This window comes from Mycobacterium branderi (genome assembly GCF_010728725.1).
GTDB lineage: Bacteria > Actinomycetota > Actinomycetes > Mycobacteriales > Mycobacteriaceae > Mycobacterium > Mycobacterium branderi.
Genome location: NZ_AP022606.1, coordinates 2,773,055 through 2,789,001 on the forward strand (window position 1 = coordinate 2,773,055; position 15,947 = coordinate 2,789,001).

General features: G+C 67.0%; 16 protein-coding genes. 6 read left to right on the top strand and 10 right to left on the bottom strand.

The window, feature by feature from the left end; translation table 11 throughout:
• Window positions 1-3: 3 nt before the first annotated feature.
• Together G6N47_RS14290 and G6N47_RS14295 are read right to left on the bottom strand one after the other, a co-directional pair.
• Window positions 4-2,013, bottom strand: coding sequence for an NADPH-dependent 2,4-dienoyl-CoA reductase (locus G6N47_RS14290; RefSeq protein ID WP_083134715.1), 2,010 nt, complete (start codon window positions 2,011-2,013; stop codon window positions 4-6).
• Window positions 2,010-2,555 carry a PadR family transcriptional regulator gene (locus G6N47_RS14295; RefSeq protein ID WP_083134714.1) on the bottom strand — a complete coding sequence of 182 codons (546 nt, stop codon included), beginning with the start codon at window positions 2,553-2,555 and terminating at the stop codon, window positions 2,010-2,012. Before G6N47_RS14295 ends, G6N47_RS14290 begins: the two co-directional genes overlap by 4 nt.
• Window positions 2,556-2,675: 120 nt before the next feature.
• Between G6N47_RS14295 and fdxA the strand changes: the two genes are divergently transcribed.
• The 5 genes from fdxA to G6N47_RS14320 are packed head-to-tail and all read left to right on the top strand — an operon-like array spanning window position 2,676 to window position 8,669.
• Window positions 2,676-3,002: a ferredoxin gene (gene fdxA / locus G6N47_RS14300; RefSeq protein WP_045380648.1), complete on the top strand. Its 327-nt coding sequence runs from the start codon at window positions 2,676-2,678 to the stop codon at window positions 3,000-3,002.
• Window positions 3,003-3,013: 11 nt separating this feature from the next.
• Window positions 3,014-4,111, top strand: a complete 1,098-nt coding sequence (dapC, locus tag G6N47_RS14305; protein ID WP_083134730.1) for a succinyldiaminopimelate transaminase — start codon at window positions 3,014-3,016, stop codon at window positions 4,109-4,111.
• A 13-nt stretch (window positions 4,112-4,124) separates the two neighbouring features.
• Window positions 4,125-5,897 (top strand): acyl-CoA dehydrogenase family protein, encoded by a 1,773-nt coding sequence (locus tag G6N47_RS14310; protein ID WP_083134713.1) that lies wholly within the window; start codon window positions 4,125-4,127, stop codon window positions 5,895-5,897.
• Window positions 5,897-8,224: an APC family permease gene (locus G6N47_RS14315; protein WP_083134712.1), complete on the top strand. Its 2,328-nt coding sequence runs from the start codon at window positions 5,897-5,899 to the stop codon at window positions 8,222-8,224. The genes G6N47_RS14310 and G6N47_RS14315 overlap by 1 nt, the downstream gene beginning before the upstream one ends.
• Window positions 8,225-8,267: 43 nt before the next feature.
• On the top strand, window positions 8,268-8,669 hold the full coding sequence (locus G6N47_RS14320; protein ID WP_083134711.1) for a hypothetical protein: 402 nt from the start codon (window positions 8,268-8,270) through the stop codon (window positions 8,667-8,669).
• A gap of 18 nt (window positions 8,670-8,687) precedes the next feature.
• Here the strand turns inward: G6N47_RS14320 and G6N47_RS14325 are convergent, their stop codons facing one another.
• The 7 genes from G6N47_RS14325 to G6N47_RS14355 form a co-directional block, all read right to left on the bottom strand.
• Window positions 8,688-9,860 (bottom strand): sensor histidine kinase, encoded by a 1,173-nt coding sequence (locus tag G6N47_RS14325; protein ID WP_083134710.1) that lies wholly within the window; start codon window positions 9,858-9,860, stop codon window positions 8,688-8,690.
• A 9-nt stretch (window positions 9,861-9,869) separates the two neighbouring features.
• Window positions 9,870-11,351, bottom strand: a complete 1,482-nt coding sequence (locus tag G6N47_RS14330) for a carotenoid oxygenase family protein (RefSeq protein WP_083134709.1) — start codon at window positions 11,349-11,351, stop codon at window positions 9,870-9,872.
• Entirely contained in the window at window positions 11,348-11,890 is a 543-nt protein-coding gene (locus tag G6N47_RS14335) for a nitroreductase family deazaflavin-dependent oxidoreductase (RefSeq protein ID WP_083134708.1), read from the bottom strand. Before G6N47_RS14335 ends, G6N47_RS14330 begins: the two co-directional genes overlap by 4 nt.
• Before the next feature lie 184 nt (window positions 11,891-12,074).
• Window positions 12,075-12,695 (bottom strand): response regulator, encoded by a 621-nt coding sequence (locus tag G6N47_RS14340; protein ID WP_083134707.1) that lies wholly within the window; start codon window positions 12,693-12,695, stop codon window positions 12,075-12,077.
• On the bottom strand, window positions 12,692-13,906 hold the full coding sequence (locus G6N47_RS14345; protein WP_083134706.1) for a sensor histidine kinase: 1,215 nt from the start codon (window positions 13,904-13,906) through the stop codon (window positions 12,692-12,694). Before G6N47_RS14345 ends, G6N47_RS14340 begins: the two co-directional genes overlap by 4 nt.
• A 26-nt stretch (window positions 13,907-13,932) precedes the next feature.
• Window positions 13,933-14,388, bottom strand: coding sequence for a hypothetical protein (locus G6N47_RS14350; RefSeq protein WP_139799770.1), 456 nt, complete (start codon window positions 14,386-14,388; stop codon window positions 13,933-13,935).
• Between the two features lie 94 nt (window positions 14,389-14,482).
• Window positions 14,483-15,067, bottom strand: coding sequence for a TetR-like C-terminal domain-containing protein (locus G6N47_RS14355; protein WP_083134704.1), 585 nt, complete (start codon window positions 15,065-15,067; stop codon window positions 14,483-14,485).
• 83 nt (window positions 15,068-15,150) lie between these two features.
• On the opposite strand from G6N47_RS14355, the gene G6N47_RS14360 reads away from it, so the two are divergent.
• Window positions 15,151-15,408 (top strand): hypothetical protein, encoded by a 258-nt coding sequence (locus G6N47_RS14360; RefSeq protein WP_083134703.1) that lies wholly within the window; start codon window positions 15,151-15,153, stop codon window positions 15,406-15,408.
• A 48-nt stretch (window positions 15,409-15,456) separates the two neighbouring features.
• On the opposite strand, the gene G6N47_RS14365 is transcribed toward G6N47_RS14360, so the two are convergent.
• Window positions 15,457-15,936, bottom strand: coding sequence for a hypothetical protein (locus G6N47_RS14365; RefSeq protein WP_139799769.1), 480 nt, complete (start codon window positions 15,934-15,936; stop codon window positions 15,457-15,459).
• Between the last annotated feature and the right edge of the window lie 11 nt (window positions 15,937-15,947).

Genomic DNA, 15,947 nt, shown 5'->3' on the forward strand with positions numbered 1-15,947 from the left:
CGGCTACAGCCGGGCTGCCAGCTCGGTGCCCTGCCGGATCGCGCGCTTGGCGTCCAGCTCCACGGCCAGCGCCGCCCCGCCGATGATGTGCGGCTGAATTCCGTTGTGGCGCAAGCCCTCTTCGAGGTCGCGCACCGGCTCCTGGCCGGCGCAGATCACCACGTTGTCCACCGCGAGGAGTTGCCGCCGCGACCCGATGCTGATGTGCAGCCCGTCGTCGTCGATCCGTTCGTAGTTCACCCCGGAAAGCTGCTGCACGCCTTTGGCTTTCAACGATGCCCGGTGCACCCACCCGCTGGTCTTGCCCAGTCGCGTGCCCTGCGGGCCCTTGCTGCGCTGCAGCAGGTACACCTCGCGGGCCGGCGGCGACGGGATCGGCGCCACCAGCGCGCCGCGGGCTTCTTGCGGATCGGCCGCACCCCATTCGGCCTTCCACTCCTTGAGGTTCAGTGTCGGCGAGGACTCGGTCACCAGGAACTCGCTGACGTCGAATCCGATACCTCCGGCGCCGATCACGGCCACGCTCTTACCCACCGTCTTGACGCCGGTGATGGCTTCCGCGTAGGTCAGCACCATCGGGTGTTCGATCCCGGGGATCGACGGGATCCGCGGTGCCACACCGGTGGCCAGCACGACGTCGTCGTAGCCGCTCAGCTCTTCGACCGACACCCGGCTGCCCAGCCGCACAGTAACGCCGTGTTTGGCCAGCATCGTGGTGAAGTACCGGATCGTCTCGCTGAATTCCTCTTTGCCGGGAATCCTTCGGGCCAAGTCGAATTGGCCTCCGATGAAGTCATTGGCCTCGAACAGCGTGACGTGGTGGCCGCGTTGCGCGGCGCTGACCGCGGCGGCCAGGCCCGCCGGCCCGGCCCCCACTACCGCCACCGTGCGCGCACGCCGCGTCGGCGCGAGCACCAGCTGCGTCTCGCGGCCGGCCCGCGGGTTGAGCAGGCACGACACCGCCTTGTGCGCGAACGCATGGTCCAGACACGCCTGATTGCATGCGATGCACGTGTTGATCTCGTCGGCGCGGTCGGCGGCGGCTTTCAATACCCACTCCGGGTCGCTCAGCAGCGGGCGGGCCATCGAGATCAACGCGACATCGGTGTCGGCGAGGATTTGTTCGGCGGCCTGCGGCATGTTGATCCGGTTGGACGCCACCACCGGAATGCTCACGTGGCCGGCGACGGCGTGGCTGATGTCGACGAACGCGCCGCCCGGCACCGAGGTGACGATCGTCGGCACCCTCGCCTCATGCCAGCCGAACCCGGAGTTGATCAGCGTGGCCCCGGCGGCCTCGACTTCGGTTGCCAGCGCGACGACTTCGTCCCAGCTCTGGCCATCCTCGACATAGTCGGCCATCGACATCCGGTAGCTGATGATGAAATCCGGCCCGACGGCGGCACGGGTGCGGCGCACGATTTCGACCGGGAACCGCCGGCGGTTTTCCGGTGTGCCGCCCCAGGCGTCGGTGCGCTTGTTGGTGCGGGGCGCCAGGAACTGGTTGAGCAGATAGCCTTCGCTGCCCATGATTTCGACGCCGTCGTAGCCCGCCTCGCGGGCCAACGAGGCACAGCGGGCGAAATCGTCGATCGTGGTCTGCACACCGCGCGACGACAGCGCTCGCGGCCGAAACGGGTTGATCGGCGCCTTGATCGACGATGCGCTCACCGAAAACGGATGGTACGCATAACGACCGGCGTGCAAGATCTGCAGCAGGATCTTGCCGCCGGCGTCGTGCACGGCCCGGGTGATGCGCCGGTGCCGGCGCGCCTGAGCTGACGACACCAGCTCGGAGGCGAACGGCAGCAGCCAGCCGGTGCGGTTGGGCGCGTAGCCGCCGGTGATGATCAGCCCGACCCCGCTGCGGGCGCGTTCGGCGAAATACTCGGCCAGCCGGTCGATGTGGTGGGCGCGGTCTTCCAGCCCGGTGTGCATCGACCCCATCACCACCCGGTTGCGCAGCGTGGTGAACCCGAGGTCCAACGGCGACAACAGGTTTGGATACGTCATAGCGCGGCCAGCACTTCGTCGAGCCAATCGACCGCGCTCTCCTCGGCGCGGATGCCGCCGCGCAGCACCAGGTATTGATGCAGTGCAGCGCCGCGCAGCGTCGACGGATCGGGGAATTGTCTTTTCTCGAATCCCCGGTAGGTGTCCAGCAATTCGGCGTGTTCGGCACGCAAGGCCGCGACCTGGGTGCGCAGCGCGGCGACGTCGCCGTAAGCCGCGCCCCGCACCTTGACGGCCACGTCGCGGGTGCGGGTGTCGGCCAGCGCACTGCCCCGGCCGGTGAGCGGCTCGGCGATCCAGCGGGCCAACTCGGCGCGCCCGGCGTCGGACACGGTGTAGACCTTCTTGTCCGGGCGACCCTGTTGGACCACAGGTGTCGCCTGCACCCAGCCGTCGTCCTCCATCGCCCGCAGCGTGCGGTAGATCTGCTGATGGGTGGCGGTCCAGAAGTAGCCGATCGAGCGGTCGAATCGGTGGGCCAGCTCGTAGCCCGAGCCGGATTGCTCGGACAGCGAGACCAGGATCGCGTGGGTGAGGGCCACCCGGGCAGCCTACTATGCAACTAGTTGCATAGCCAGTGCGGTGTTTGCTTTTTGTCTGCAACGTCTAGTATCAGTAACCAACAGATCCGCGTCATTGAACAGCACTTGGAGGAGACCTTCGTGACGTACACGATCGCCGAACCCTGCGTCGACATCAAAGACAAGGCATGCATCGAAGAGTGCCCGGTCGACTGCATCTATGAGGGCGCTCGGATGCTGTACATCCACCCCGACGAATGCGTGGACTGCGGCGCCTGCGAGCCGGTCTGCCCCGTCGAGGCGATCTTCTACGAAGACGACGTGCCCGAGCAGTGGAGCCAGTACACCCAGATCAACGCGGACTTCTTCGCCGAGCTCGGCTCACCGGGCGGTGCGGCGAAGGTCGGCATGACCGAAAACGACCCGCAGGTGGTCAAGGACCTGCCGCCACAGGGCGAGGGCGACTGAGCGAGACAGTGATCCGCCGGTCGGCGGCCTCCGCTCTACTGCCGGTGTTCCCCTGGGACACCCTGAACGACGCACGCGCACTGGCCGATTCGCATCCTGGCGGCATCGTCGACCTGTCCGTCGGCACACCGGTGGACCCGGTTGCGCCGCTGATCCGCGAGGCGCTCGCCGCGGCCAGTGCCTCGCCGGGATACCCCACCACCGCCGGCACCCCCCGGTTGCGGGAGGCCGCCGTCAAGGCGCTGAGCCGCCGCTTCGGCGTCACCGGGCTTACCGAGACGGCGGTGCTACCGGTGATCGGCACCAAGGAGCTGATCGCGTGGCTGCCGACGCTGCTCGGACTGGGCGCCGCGGACCTGATCGTGGTGCCCGAGCTGGCCTACCCGACCTACGACGTCGGCGCGCGGCTGGCCGAGACGCAAACGCTGCACGCCGACTCACTTACCCAATTGGGGCCGCAGACCCCGGCGCTGGTGTATGTGAACTCGCCCAGCAACCCCACCGGGCGGGTGCTCGGTGTCGATCACCTGCGCAAGGTCGTCGGCTGGGCGCGCGAGCGCGGCGCGCTGGTGGCGTCGGACGAGTGCTACCTGGGGCTGGGCTGGGACGCCGAGCCGCTGTCGATCCTTGATCCGTCGGTCTGCGACGGCGACCACACCGGTCTGCTGGCCGTGCATTCGCTGTCGAAGAGCTCGTCGCTGGCCGGCTACCGCGCGGGGTTTGTCGCCGGTGATCCGCATGTGGTGGCCGAACTGCTGGCGGTGCGCAAGCACGCCGGGATGATGGTGCCCACCCCGGTGCAGGCCGCCATGGTCGCCGCGCTCGACGACGACGACCACGAGCGCGAGCAGCGCGAGCGCTACCGGCGTCGGCGTGAACTGTTGCTGCCCGCCTTCCGCTCCGCCGGTTTCAGCGTCGATCATTCCGAGGCCGGGCTGTATCTGTGGGTGACCCGCGGCGAGCCCTGCCGCGACACCGTCGGCTGGCTGGCGCAGCGGGGCATTCTGGTCGCGCCCGGCGAGTTTTACGGCCCCCGGGGCGCACGCCATGTGCGGGTGGCGCTGACCGCCACCGACGAACGGATCGCCGCGGCGGTGGCGCGGCTGTAATACCGTCGCAGGTGTGAGCGACTACGACGTCGAGGCGGTGGACCGGCTGCCCTTCGGCTCTCCGGAAAAATCCGAGCGCTACCGCACGCAGAACTACACCGGAGCCGTCGGGCTCAACTGGTATCGCACCGATCCGAGCCTGCAATTCGCGATGGCCTACTACCTGCGGCCCGACGAGCTGGCGGTGGCCGAGCCGCACCTGGACCGCATCGGCGAGCTGATGGGCGGGCCGGTGGCGCGATGGGCCGAGGAGACCGACCGCAACCCGGCGCGGCTCGAGCGCTACGACCGCTGGGGCCACGACGTCAGCCGCGTGGTGCAGCCGCCGTCGTTCACCGAATCCAAACGCGCGGTGCTCGACGCGCACAAGGCGCTCAAAGACGACGCTCGCAAAGCAGGCGTCAACCCGTCGATTCCGTTGTTCGCGGCTAACTATCTGCTGGACCAAGCCGACATCGGCATGGGCTGCGCGCTGGGGACCGGCGGCGGCATGGTCAAGTCGCTGGTCGCGGCCTACGCGCCGGCCGACGTGCGTGAGCATGTGCTGGCCAAGTTCGAGACCGGCGAGTGGGAGGGCGAGACCGCGCAGCTGCTCACCGAACGCACCGGCGGTTCGGATCTGGGCGCATTGGAGACGACGGCGACCCGCCACGGCGATGCGTGGCTTCTTAATGGGTTCAAGTGGTTTGCGTCCAACTGCGACGGCCAGGTGTTCGTGGTGTTGGCCAAGCCCGAAGGCGCGCCCGACTCCGGCCGCGGCGTGGCCACCTTCCTGGTGCTGCGGACGCGTCGCGACGGGTCCCGCAACGGGATTCGCATCCGTCGTCTCAAGGACAAGCTCGGCACCCGGTCGGTGGCCTCCGGTGAGGTGGAATTCGTTGACGCCGAAGCCTTCCTGCTCTCCGGTGAACCGTCCGATGAAGGCTCGCACGACGGCAAGGGCCTGGGCCGGATGATGGAGCTGACCAATGCCGCGCGGCTGGGTATCGCGCTGTTCGCGGTCGGCAACGCACGCCGCGCGCTGGCCGAGTCGCTGTGTTACGCGCAGCGGCGAGAAGCCTTCGGCGACAGGCTGATCGACAAACCGTTGATGCGGCGCAAGCTGGCCGAGATGATCGTCGACGTCGAAGCCGCCCTGGCGCTGGTGTTCGACGGCACCGGCTTGGCCAACCACCGTCAGCCCCGGGCGGTGCGTCAGCGCATCGCCGTGCCCGTCACCAAGCTCAAGGTGTGCCGGCTGGGCATCACGATGGCCTCGGACGCGATCGAGATCCACGGCGGCAACGGCTACATCGAAAACTGGCCGGTGGCACGTATATTGCGCGATGCGCAGGTGAACACCATCTGGGAGGGACCGGACAACATCCTGTGTCTGGACGTGCGCCGCGGTATCGAGAAGATCCAGGCCCACCAGCCGCTGCTGGAGCGGCTACACGATGCGGTGTCGGTGTCCGACGACGACGTGACGACACATCTGGTGAGCCGGCGCATCGGCGATCTGGATGCGGCGATCACCGCATGGACCAAGCTGGAGGGCGATGTGGCCGAAGCGCGGTTGTTCCCGCTCGCGCAATTCATGGGCGACGTGTACGCCGGTGCGTTGCTCACCGAGCAGGCCGCCTGGGAACGCGAAACACGAAGGGCTGAGCGCAAAGCGCTGGTCGCACGATTGTACGCACAGCGATATCTCGCCGACCGCGGGCCGCTACGGGGCATCGACATCGACAGCGACGAGGCGATCGAACGGTTCGACGAACTCGTCGACGGCGCGCTGGTCACCGCCTGATGACGTCGCCTGCCGGCCAGCCGCGCATACCGCTGTCGATCACCGACGTCTTCAAGCGGGTCTTCCTCGGCAAGCCGCTGATCACCGAGGAGTTGAGCACCGAACGGCTGTCGAACCCCGTTGCGCTGGGGGCGCTTTCACCCGATGCCATCTCGTCGACCGCCTACGGTCCCGAGCAGATCATGATCGAACTGCTGCCGCATGCGGGCCTGGCCGCGTTCGCGTTGCTGCTGCCGATCACCGGCGTCATTCTGTTGATCCTGGTGTTGGTGGCCGCCTCGTATCGGCAGGTGGTGATGGCCTACACCCGCGCCGGCGGATCGTATGTGGTTGCCCGGGAGAACTTCGGGCCCCGGGTGGCGCAGATCGCCGCCGCGGCACTGCTGATCGACTACGTGGTCACGGTGGCGGTGCAGTCGGCGGCCGGCACGGTGGCGGTGGTGTCGGCGATCCGACCGCTCGGGCCCTACAGCCTGGAAATCACCGTGGCCGTGGTACTTCTGATCTGTTACGCCAACCTGCGCGGGTTGCGGGAGGCGGGCCTGCCGTTCGCTATCTCGACCTACTCCTTCGTCGTCATGATCTCGGCGACGATCGTGGTTGGGGTGATCCGCCACCTTTTCTGGGGCTTACCGACATACGACCCGCAGCACATTCCCGGAGCGGTGCCGGTGCATCAGGGCAGTGGTCTGGTGATGGGCGCGACGATCCTGGTGTTGCTGCGCGCCTTCGCCAATGGAGGGTCGTCGCTGACCGGGGTGGAGGCCATCTCCAACACCGTCAATGTCTTCCGCAAGCCGCAGGGCGTCAACGCCCGTCGCGTCCTCACCACAATGGCCTGCATCCTGGGATTCCTGTTGGCCGGCGTGGCCTACCTCGCGCATGTCACCCACGCCACCCCGTATGTCGACGAGTACCCGTCGATGCTCTCTGAGATCGCCCGGGTGGTGTTCGGCCACGGAATCGTCGGCGACGCCTTGTATTTCCTGGTTCAGGCATCGACCGCGGCCATTTTGTTCACCGGCGCCAACACGAGCTTCAACGGTTTCCCGGCGTTGGCGAGCTTTGTTGCCGAGGACCGTTTTCTGCCGCGGCAGCTGACCAAGCGCGGGCATCGCCTGGTGTTCTCCAACGGCATCATCGCGCTTACCGCGCTGTCGGTGGCGCTGCTGATTGTCACCGGCGGCTCGGTCAACGCACTGGTGCCGTTCTACGCGATCGGCGTGTTCACCGGGTTCTCGATGGCCGGCTACGGAATGACCAAACACCATCTGACGCACCGCCAGCCGGGCTGGCGGCACAAGCTGGTGATCAACCTCTCCGCCGGGATCTTGTCGACGATCATCGTCGGCATCTTCGCGGTGGCGAAGTTCACCGAAGGCGCCTGGCTGGTGGTCGTGGTCTTCCCGTTGATGGTGCTGGCCTTGATGCGGCTGAACAAGGAATATCGCGCCGAGGCCGCGATTCTCGAGATGTTCCGAACCGACCGCCCCGAATTGGTCAAGTACGCGCGGCATCGGGTGTTCGTCTTCGTCAACTCCGTCGACCTCGCGGTGATCGAGGCGCTGCGCTACGGGAGAGGGCTGCGCGCCGACGAGTTGATCGCGGTGCATTTCATGGTGGACGCGGCCCACGCCGCGCAGTTGCGCAAGCGCTGGGACCGCTTCGAACTCGACACCCGGTTGCGCGTCGTCGACTGTCCGGATCGCCAGATCACCCGTGCGGCACAGGAACTGGTGCTTCGGGCGCTGAGCGAGCATCCCGACACCAACGTGACGGTGCTGCTGCCGCGTCGTACCTACGCGCCGCTGCTCGGGCGGCTGCTCCATGACCGCACGGCGGACAAGATCGCCCGGGCCGTCAGCCGGATACCGGACGCGGCCGCCACCATCGTGCCCTACGACGTGCAGTCCCGGATCGCCGAAGCGTTCCCCGATCTGTTCGAGCAGCGGGTCGCGCGCAAACTGGACAAGATCGAAGCGCGGATCTCGCGTGGTGAACAGCAGACTGTCGAACAATACGAGCACCCCGAGCGGGAGTCGGCGGTGATCCCGGTGGGCGGGCTCATCGAAGGCCAGCGGGCCACCGTCGAAGGACGGGTGAGCCAGATCGAGGACATCACCAAGCGCCGGCGGACATTTCGGTGGATCGTCGTCGGCGACGACACCGGAGAACTCCGCGTGACCTTCCACCCGGGTCGCGGCGACGACGTCCAGCCCGGCCAACTGCTGCGTGTCACCGGAAAGGTGCGCGGTGGCGGCAATCGCCCGATGTCGATGGTCGACCCGGCCTACCAGGTGATCGAAGAACCGGTGGAATCGGCGTAGCAAAGCCAAGACACCGTCGCCGGTGTGCGGCAAAGTTACTGACATGGCTACCAACCCAAAGGTTCCGAAACCTGGGGACATCAAATCCGCCGCTCAGGCCGCCGTGGAGACGGCGCAGTCAGTCGCGAGCGGCGTGATGCGCATTCCGCCGGCTTCTATTCAGATCGCCGCACAAATGCCGGATCTGTTGGAGAACCTCGCGACCGCGACCGAGCGTCTCAACACAACGATCGATCGGGCGGAACGCTACATCGCGCTTGCCGACCCCATGCTGCGAACCATGGACCGCTTACTGCCGCAGCTGGAGGCGCTGGTCGCGACCGGCAATGACGTGTTCAAGGCGCTGTCCAACATCCCGGGCGCTTCCACGCTGGGTCGACTGGCGGGCGGGCGGGCGTCGGACGAGAAGAGTACCGGCAAGCGCGGAAACAAGCCGGCACGCTGACCCGCCCGGTGGGACGCGTCAGATCGGGACATCGACCTCGACGGTCGTCCCGCCGCCGGATGTGGGCGACACGGTCAGCGTGCCTCCGATTTGAGCTACCCGCGCCCTCATCCCGCGCAACCCGAACCCTTCGGCGTGGTCGCCAGCCAAGCCAATACCGTTGTCCGACAAGGAAAGCCGAATACTGCCATCGGACGCCGTCAGCTCAACCCGTACCACGGTCGCCTGCGCATGCTTGCGAATATTGGTCAACCCCTCTTGCGCAGCGCGCAGTAGCACCACATCTTTGGCCATCTCCAACGCCGGCAGGTCCCGGTCGGCGGACATGCTCACTGCGATGCCGGTCTCGGCGCTGAGCTTGTCACATTGACGCTGGATCGCGGCGGCCAGCGAGCCCTCTTCCAGGGCGGCGGGCGTCAGATCCGCCACCATGCCCCGTGCCTCGGCAAGGTTTTCCCGGGCGGTCGTCCGGATCAGTTCGACGTGCCGGCTCGCAGCGGCGGGGTCGGATTCCAGTTCGGATTCGACGACCTGCGCCAAGGCGCCGATGCTGGTGAACCCCTGGGCCAGCGTGTCGTGGATCTCGCGCGCCAACCGCTCCCGTTCGGCTGAGATACCGGCCGCCCGCGACAACCGTTCGGCTTCGGCGCGGGTGGCTTCCAACTCGCTGACTAGGCCTGCCAGTTGTGCGCGTTGGCGGGTGGCCGTGACCACCATGATCCCGATCACCGAGCCGGCAAAGGCGCCAACCACTGTAATCGCGACGGCCACCGGGATGTCCGGTGAACTCGGCCCATCCATCACGAGGTCGATCGTCAGCGGGGCGAAGCCAACCGCGACGCTCGCCGCGATCGCGGTTCGCAGCGGCAAAGCCGAAAAGACAATCGGGTAGATCGCCGGTATCGCCGCGACGGCCACCCGCGAGAACCCGATCGCCCCAACCAGCAGCGCTACCGCGACGACAACGAATGTGATTGTGCGCCAGGTGAGTTCGCCCGAACGGGGCACACCGCGCCCGAAGGTCAGCGCCCAAGCCGCCAGCGCTGCCAGCAGCGCGGCGACAGTCGGTGCGTTGCCGGGGAAACGCTCGTTGAGCAGGAAGACGGCGGCGATGGCGGCGGCACAGACACCCGCGATGTAGGCCTCCCAGAGCCAATGCCATTCGCTGGGATGCGCGGCGCCGCCTTCCATTGGGCGATGTTAACCTCCGGCCGGTACCCAGTTGCCGTGAAATCCATTCGGTATTCGAGCCGGCAGGTGCACGGTGGCGATCGGCTCCAATGTCTGCGCGTCGAGCAGGACCAGATCGCTGCGGTCGGTGGTGCGGTCGTAGACGAAGCCCATCGCTACGCCGTCGTCTTCAGCGGCGTCCGGAGCGGACGGGACGAAGACGAATTCGCTTGGTTCGCGGCCGCTTCCGAATGACGCCGCCTGGGTAGAGCGGGTCACCACGTCGTGCTTGAGGATCGCGTCCGGCGCAGTGAGCGCAGCCCATCCCGGCGCATATCCGACTGCGTAGCCGTAGCGGTGGCGCCGGCCCACCAGTCGCTCGTCGACGCGGGGGAACTCCTGCGACGTGTCGTCGATGCGCTCCTCTCGCACTGTGCCGGTGGTGAGGTTCACGGTCCACCGATCCAGCGTCTGAGTGTCCGGGATGGGTTGGGCGGCGCTGGCGAACATCGTCGGATGGCGGACGACATCGAGGACCACAGTGTCGCCGTCGTCAAAAGCGTTGAGCGGGTGGAACACGTAGCACGGCTGTACCTCGAACCAGCGGACATCGGCCGCGGTTCCGGTTCTGGGCATGATCCCTACCCGGGCTTGGCGCTCAGGTGCCCAGCGATAAGGCAGCGGAAGGCTCGGTGGGCCGCCCCGCTCCGATCCCCGCATGGCGGTCCGCAGCAGAAAGTCCGGTGCGGGGTGGCGCTCGACGAACCGGGTCAGCCACCTGGCCACCGCCTTGGCCGGCTTGCGGGCCATCGCCGCGCTGAAATCCAACACCACCGGGAGGTCGTAGAGCACGACGTAGCGCTCGGTCAGCGAAAAGTCGTGCATCATGGTCTGCGCGTCGAGCCTGATGTCGACAGTGTGGCGCACCCTGCCGTCGACGCCGGTGACGGTGTAGCGAATCAGGCTGCCCTGCATGGGGTTGTATGAGACGGCATGCAACTCGCCGGTGGCGGGGTCCCGCTTGGGATGCGCGGTGTAGCCGGCGAAGAGCGTTCCGCAGAAATCCGACGGGCCGACGGTATCGAGCTCGTCGCTCAATTCGTATGGCCGCACACCCGCCTCGGTGAGCGCGAATGTCCGACCGGCGTGCCCGATGATGTTTGTATTGGCGGCGAAGTCGAAACCACCCAAATGTGGTCCGCCGGGCCATTGCTCGCCGAGCCGGCGAGCAACGTCGGCCGACCGCACCCAACGATTGCGGTACCACTGCGCCTTGCCGTCTCGCAGCCGCAGGCCGTGCGCCATGCCCTCGCCAAGGAATGGTTGATACCGGCATGGATCCGGATCACCGAGGGGATTGGGGCCGATGCGTAGGTAGCGGCCGTCCAGGAATTCGGGGATGTTGCCCGTCACCTCGAGATCGGTTGCGGTGATCTCCCGTTGCACCGGAGCCCAGTTGCCGCTCAGATACGGGTTGGCGGCGCTGTCCACTGCGGCGGCGAGTGTTGTCATGCGGTTGTCTCCTTCAGTTCGATGACGATCGGAATGCCGGTGTCGAACCAATAGCGGTGGAGTTCTTGGATTTTCGTGTGAGTAGGCAACCCGCGCAGATGAAGCGTGCACTCGGCATAGTCGACCGGGTTGACGGTGTCGCAGATCGCAGCCCGCGCAGTGGCCAGGTCGGCATCGGTGATCTCGTGCGCCACACCGTCGAACGTGCCGTCGGGGATCCTCAGCCGCACTGTCGGGTTGGCGCGGATATTCCGCACCCAGGCGTGAACGGCGTCAGGCGCAGTCACGGCGACGTGCGGCGGCCGAAGCGCAACCAGGTATGCGCGCTCGCCCCGGCGGATCACCCGGACGCACTTGCTTCTTGGCTTGCCGGACTTGCAGCCGGTCGTGGTCAGCACACCGAATCCGGCCGGTGGCGACCATCGCAGCAACGGCAGCATCAAGGCGCTGAGCACCCGACCGGAGCGGCCGGTGCGCAGCAGACGGCGGTGCTTGGCGATCTGTGCGGCGGCGGCTTCCCGCACTTGGTTGGAGTCCATGAGCCGATACTGCGGGACCACCTGAGGTTTCGCGACCTCCTGACGGCTGTATTGGCTATCCGTCAAACGGTGGACAGTTATTCGGCGCTCGGGGCTTCATAATCCTCGACGCGAGCCCGCTTAGGCATCGGCATGGCGGCTACCGTACCTGGACTGAGCGGCAGGGTGCCCGCACCGACACGACTTACGTAAGCAGCCCCAACGACATTGCAGTTGTCACCGCGGCCGTACGATCGGATACCCCCAGCTTATTGAATGCCCGCAGCAGATGGGTTTTCACCGTCGCCTCGCTGATGTGCAGTGCGCGCCCGATATCCGCGTTGGTCTTGGCCTTTGCGACAAGCGCGAGCACGTCGACCTCGCGGGCCGACAACGCCGGCGACGCCGGTTGGCGCACCCAACGCACCAGGCGGTCGGCCACCGACGGTGCGAGCACTGTCTTGCCGCGGCCCGCATCACGCACCGCCTCGGCCAACTCCGCGCGAGACGCGTCCTTCAACAAATAGCCGGCCGCACCCGCCTCGACGGCCCGCAGGATGTCGGCGTCGGACTCGTACGTGGTGACCACCAGTACCCGAGTATTCGGCAGCGCGGCGAGAATGCGCTCGGTCGCTGTCACGCCGTCGACGTCGGGCATGCGTAGATCCATCAAAATGACGTCCGGGCGCAATGATTCGGCCATCGCCACCGCTTCAGCGCCAGTGCCCGCTTCGCCGACGACGGTGAGATCGGTTTCGGCGTTGATCATTCCGCGCAGGCCCTCCCGAACCACCGGATGATCGTCGACCAGCAATACCGTCGTCATACAGGAACCTCAATTTCGATGCTGACTCCGCCGCCCGGGGTGCGGGAGACCCGCATCTTCCCGCCCACCTGCGCTACCCGTGCCTTCATGCCGCGCAGACCGAACCCGTCGGGGTGGTCGCTCGATAGCCCAATTCCGTTGTCCGCCAATGTCAGCCGAACACCGTTGGCCGCGGCCGACAGCTTGGCGCACACCGTGGTTGCCTGGGCGTGCTTACGGACGTTGGCGAGTGCTTCTTGCGTGGCGCGCAGCAGCACCACGTCGGCGGCCATGCCCAGCGCGGGCAGGTCGCGGTCGGCGGAGAACTTCACCGCGATGCCGGTCTCGGCGGTGAGTTTGTCGCATTGACGCCGAATCGCCGCGGCCAGTGAGCCTTCGCCGAGGACGGTCGGGGACAACCCCGCCACGATGGCCCGCGCTTCGGCCAGGTTTTCCCGTGCCGTGGTGCGGATCAACCCGAGGTGCCGGTCGGCGGCGGCACGATCGGAGTCCAGTTCGGCCTCGACGGCCTGGGCCAGCGCCACGATGCTGGTGAACCCCTGCGCGAGCGTGTCGTGAATTTCGCGGGCCAGCCGTTCGCGTTCGACCGCCGCACCGGCCTCGCTGGAAAGCCGCGCGCTCTCGGCGCGGCTCGCCGCCAACTCACGGACCATTGCGGCCATTCGCGCGCGTTGCCGGGTGGCCGTAGCCCCCAACGTGCCGATCACCGGGGCGGCGACCGCAGCGACCAGCGTCACGAAAATCACCAGCCGGATGTCCATCGATCCCGGCCGTCCGGCGATGAGCACGAACATCATCGGCGTGATCGTGACGGCGGTCGTCACCACCGGTGCGGCCCACATCGGCAACGATGCGTAAACGATCGGATACGTCGCCGGTACGGCCGCGATCGCCAGCGGCACCGCGGTATCGGCCACCGGCGTGGACCACATCGCCACCAGGGACGCCGCTGCCACCACACCGGCCAGCGCCCATGCCCGCCAGGTCGTCTCGCCGGAACGAAGCACTCGGCGACCGACTGTCAGGACGCAGACCACGATGACCGCCAGTGCCGCCGTCACGACGAGGGGATTGCCGGCGCGGCTGTTCGGTAGCAGTACCGCCGCGATCGTCGCAAAGCAAAGGACTACGACGTAGATCTCCCACGCCCAATGCCACTCGCCGGCAGTGCGTCCGGCTGTTCGCTGTCGGTGCGGGACAGCGCCGTCCATCACGTGAGGTTAGCCGTTTTTCCGCGTCACAATGTCGTGTTAGCGGCGCGCTCGCGGTGCGAGCATTCCCGGCGGTCCAGCAGTTCGGCCGTTTGCAAAGACGTGTCCGTGTCGGCACGCAGTGCCAGTGCCGGCCCAGCCGGCATCGACGACTCGCCGCGTGCCCATGCCACCAGCTCGGGTATCAGGATCAACACCGCAAGCCCGGCTACAGGCAGCACCCACGCGCGTCGGTGCGCTACGGCGCTCTTGCATTGGTCGACGTAATTGGTTGCGGCGTGCTGCGCCTGTTCTTGGTCGTCGAGCGTCGCCTGCAACAGCTGGCTGGAATAGCCGTTGCCGCAGTTGATCTGCATGCCGTACCTGTCATATGAGCCGAGATAGACCGGGAAGCACAGCGCGACCAGGGCGCCGACGAGCAGGGCCGCGCCGATCAGCATGTCCAACCAGCCGCGGGTGAGCACGTTCGCTGATTCGTCCATGCGCTCATCGTCGGCCGCCACGCCACGGGTGCGCGACGGCCTGACGGCTGAATTTGGGTGTCGGTCGAACGGTGGATAGCCGGTGGCAGCGCCGTCACGCCCGGGGTCGAAGCCCGTCGAGCAGGACGTCGACCAACTGCTCGGGCAGAGTCGCGGTCAAAGGCTCCCCGGTCAGGATCGTCCGCATGTGTAGCGGCGCGACGAGCATCTCCAGCACCAGCCGAGCGTCGGAGCGGTCCGGCAGTTCGCCACGCTCGACGGCCCGGTCGACCACCACCCGCATCGTGGCCAGGCGCGAGGCGAGGAAGTCGGCCCGACCGCGCGCGAGGGACTCATCCTCGACGTTGAGCGCCGCCATGCGGACCAATGCCCGGCCCAGCGGCACCGACAGGTATCCGATCACCAACCGGCACAGCTCGACCAGGTCGCCGCGCACCGATCCGGTGTCGGGGACCGGAATTTCGGCTGCGCTGCGCTCGAGGAGTGCGTCGACAATCAGGTCTTCCCTCGTGCGCCAACGCCGGTATACCGACGTCTCGTGTACGCCGGCGCTGGCCGCCACTGCGGCGACGCTCACCCCGTCGACGCCGTGCTCGACCAACTCGGCAAGTGTCGCGTCCAGCACCGCCGCGCGTACTGCCTCCCCGCGACGGCCCAACGAAGGCTTTGGTCTCGTCATCGCCCCAAAGTATCGCAGGGAGACTTGCGATAGCGAATAATGGTGACTACCGTATCGCAAGTAACCCTGCGTTAGGAGCCGCCATGACCATCCACCCACCGGTGCTCGACCTGCGCGGACCCGCGTCGGGATACCACACTTTCCACCCGGACCGCAGCTTGAACTTCCAGTGCAACCGCTGGTTGGAGTGGATCGGGCCGGAGGCCTACGCCGAGATCGCCGCGGCCGTACGCGATGTCGCCGACTACGAGGAGTGGATCGACGCATTTCTGGCGCTGGCGGATGCCAGATCGGCAATATCGGTGCATGCGTCCGCACGATCACATCCTGGGTTGACATGATGGCGCACAACGAAATTCAGTAGCCTCGCAACCGATGGTAGCCAGGTGTCACAACGTCGTGTCGTGGGCGGGCGGCCGGTGCGAACGGTAGCGGCGATCCAGCACGGCCGCTTCGTGGAATTCCTCTTCGGGGAGGGCGGGCGGCCGAGCACTCGCTGGTTCGGGCGAACCCGGCTCGGGGAGACTCGGTGAGTCGCCGCGCATCCACGCCACCAGTTCCCCGATGACGATCAGGGTGCCGGCGGCGGTCAACGGTACTGCCCAGATGCGTCGGTGCAGCAGGGCGCTCTTGCATTGGTCGACGTAGTTGGTGGCCGGCCTGGACTGCTGCGGGGGTTCTTGATCGCTGATGCTCGCCTGCAGCAACTGTGTGTAGTAGCCGTTGCCGCATTTGATCTGGATGCCCCACCGGTCGTGAGCGTCGAGGTAGACGGGCAAGCACAGCACGATCAGCCCGGCGGCGAGCAAGACGGTGCCGACGAGCATGGCCAACCGACCACGGGTTATCACCTTGGCTGATTCGTCCATGTCCCGATGAT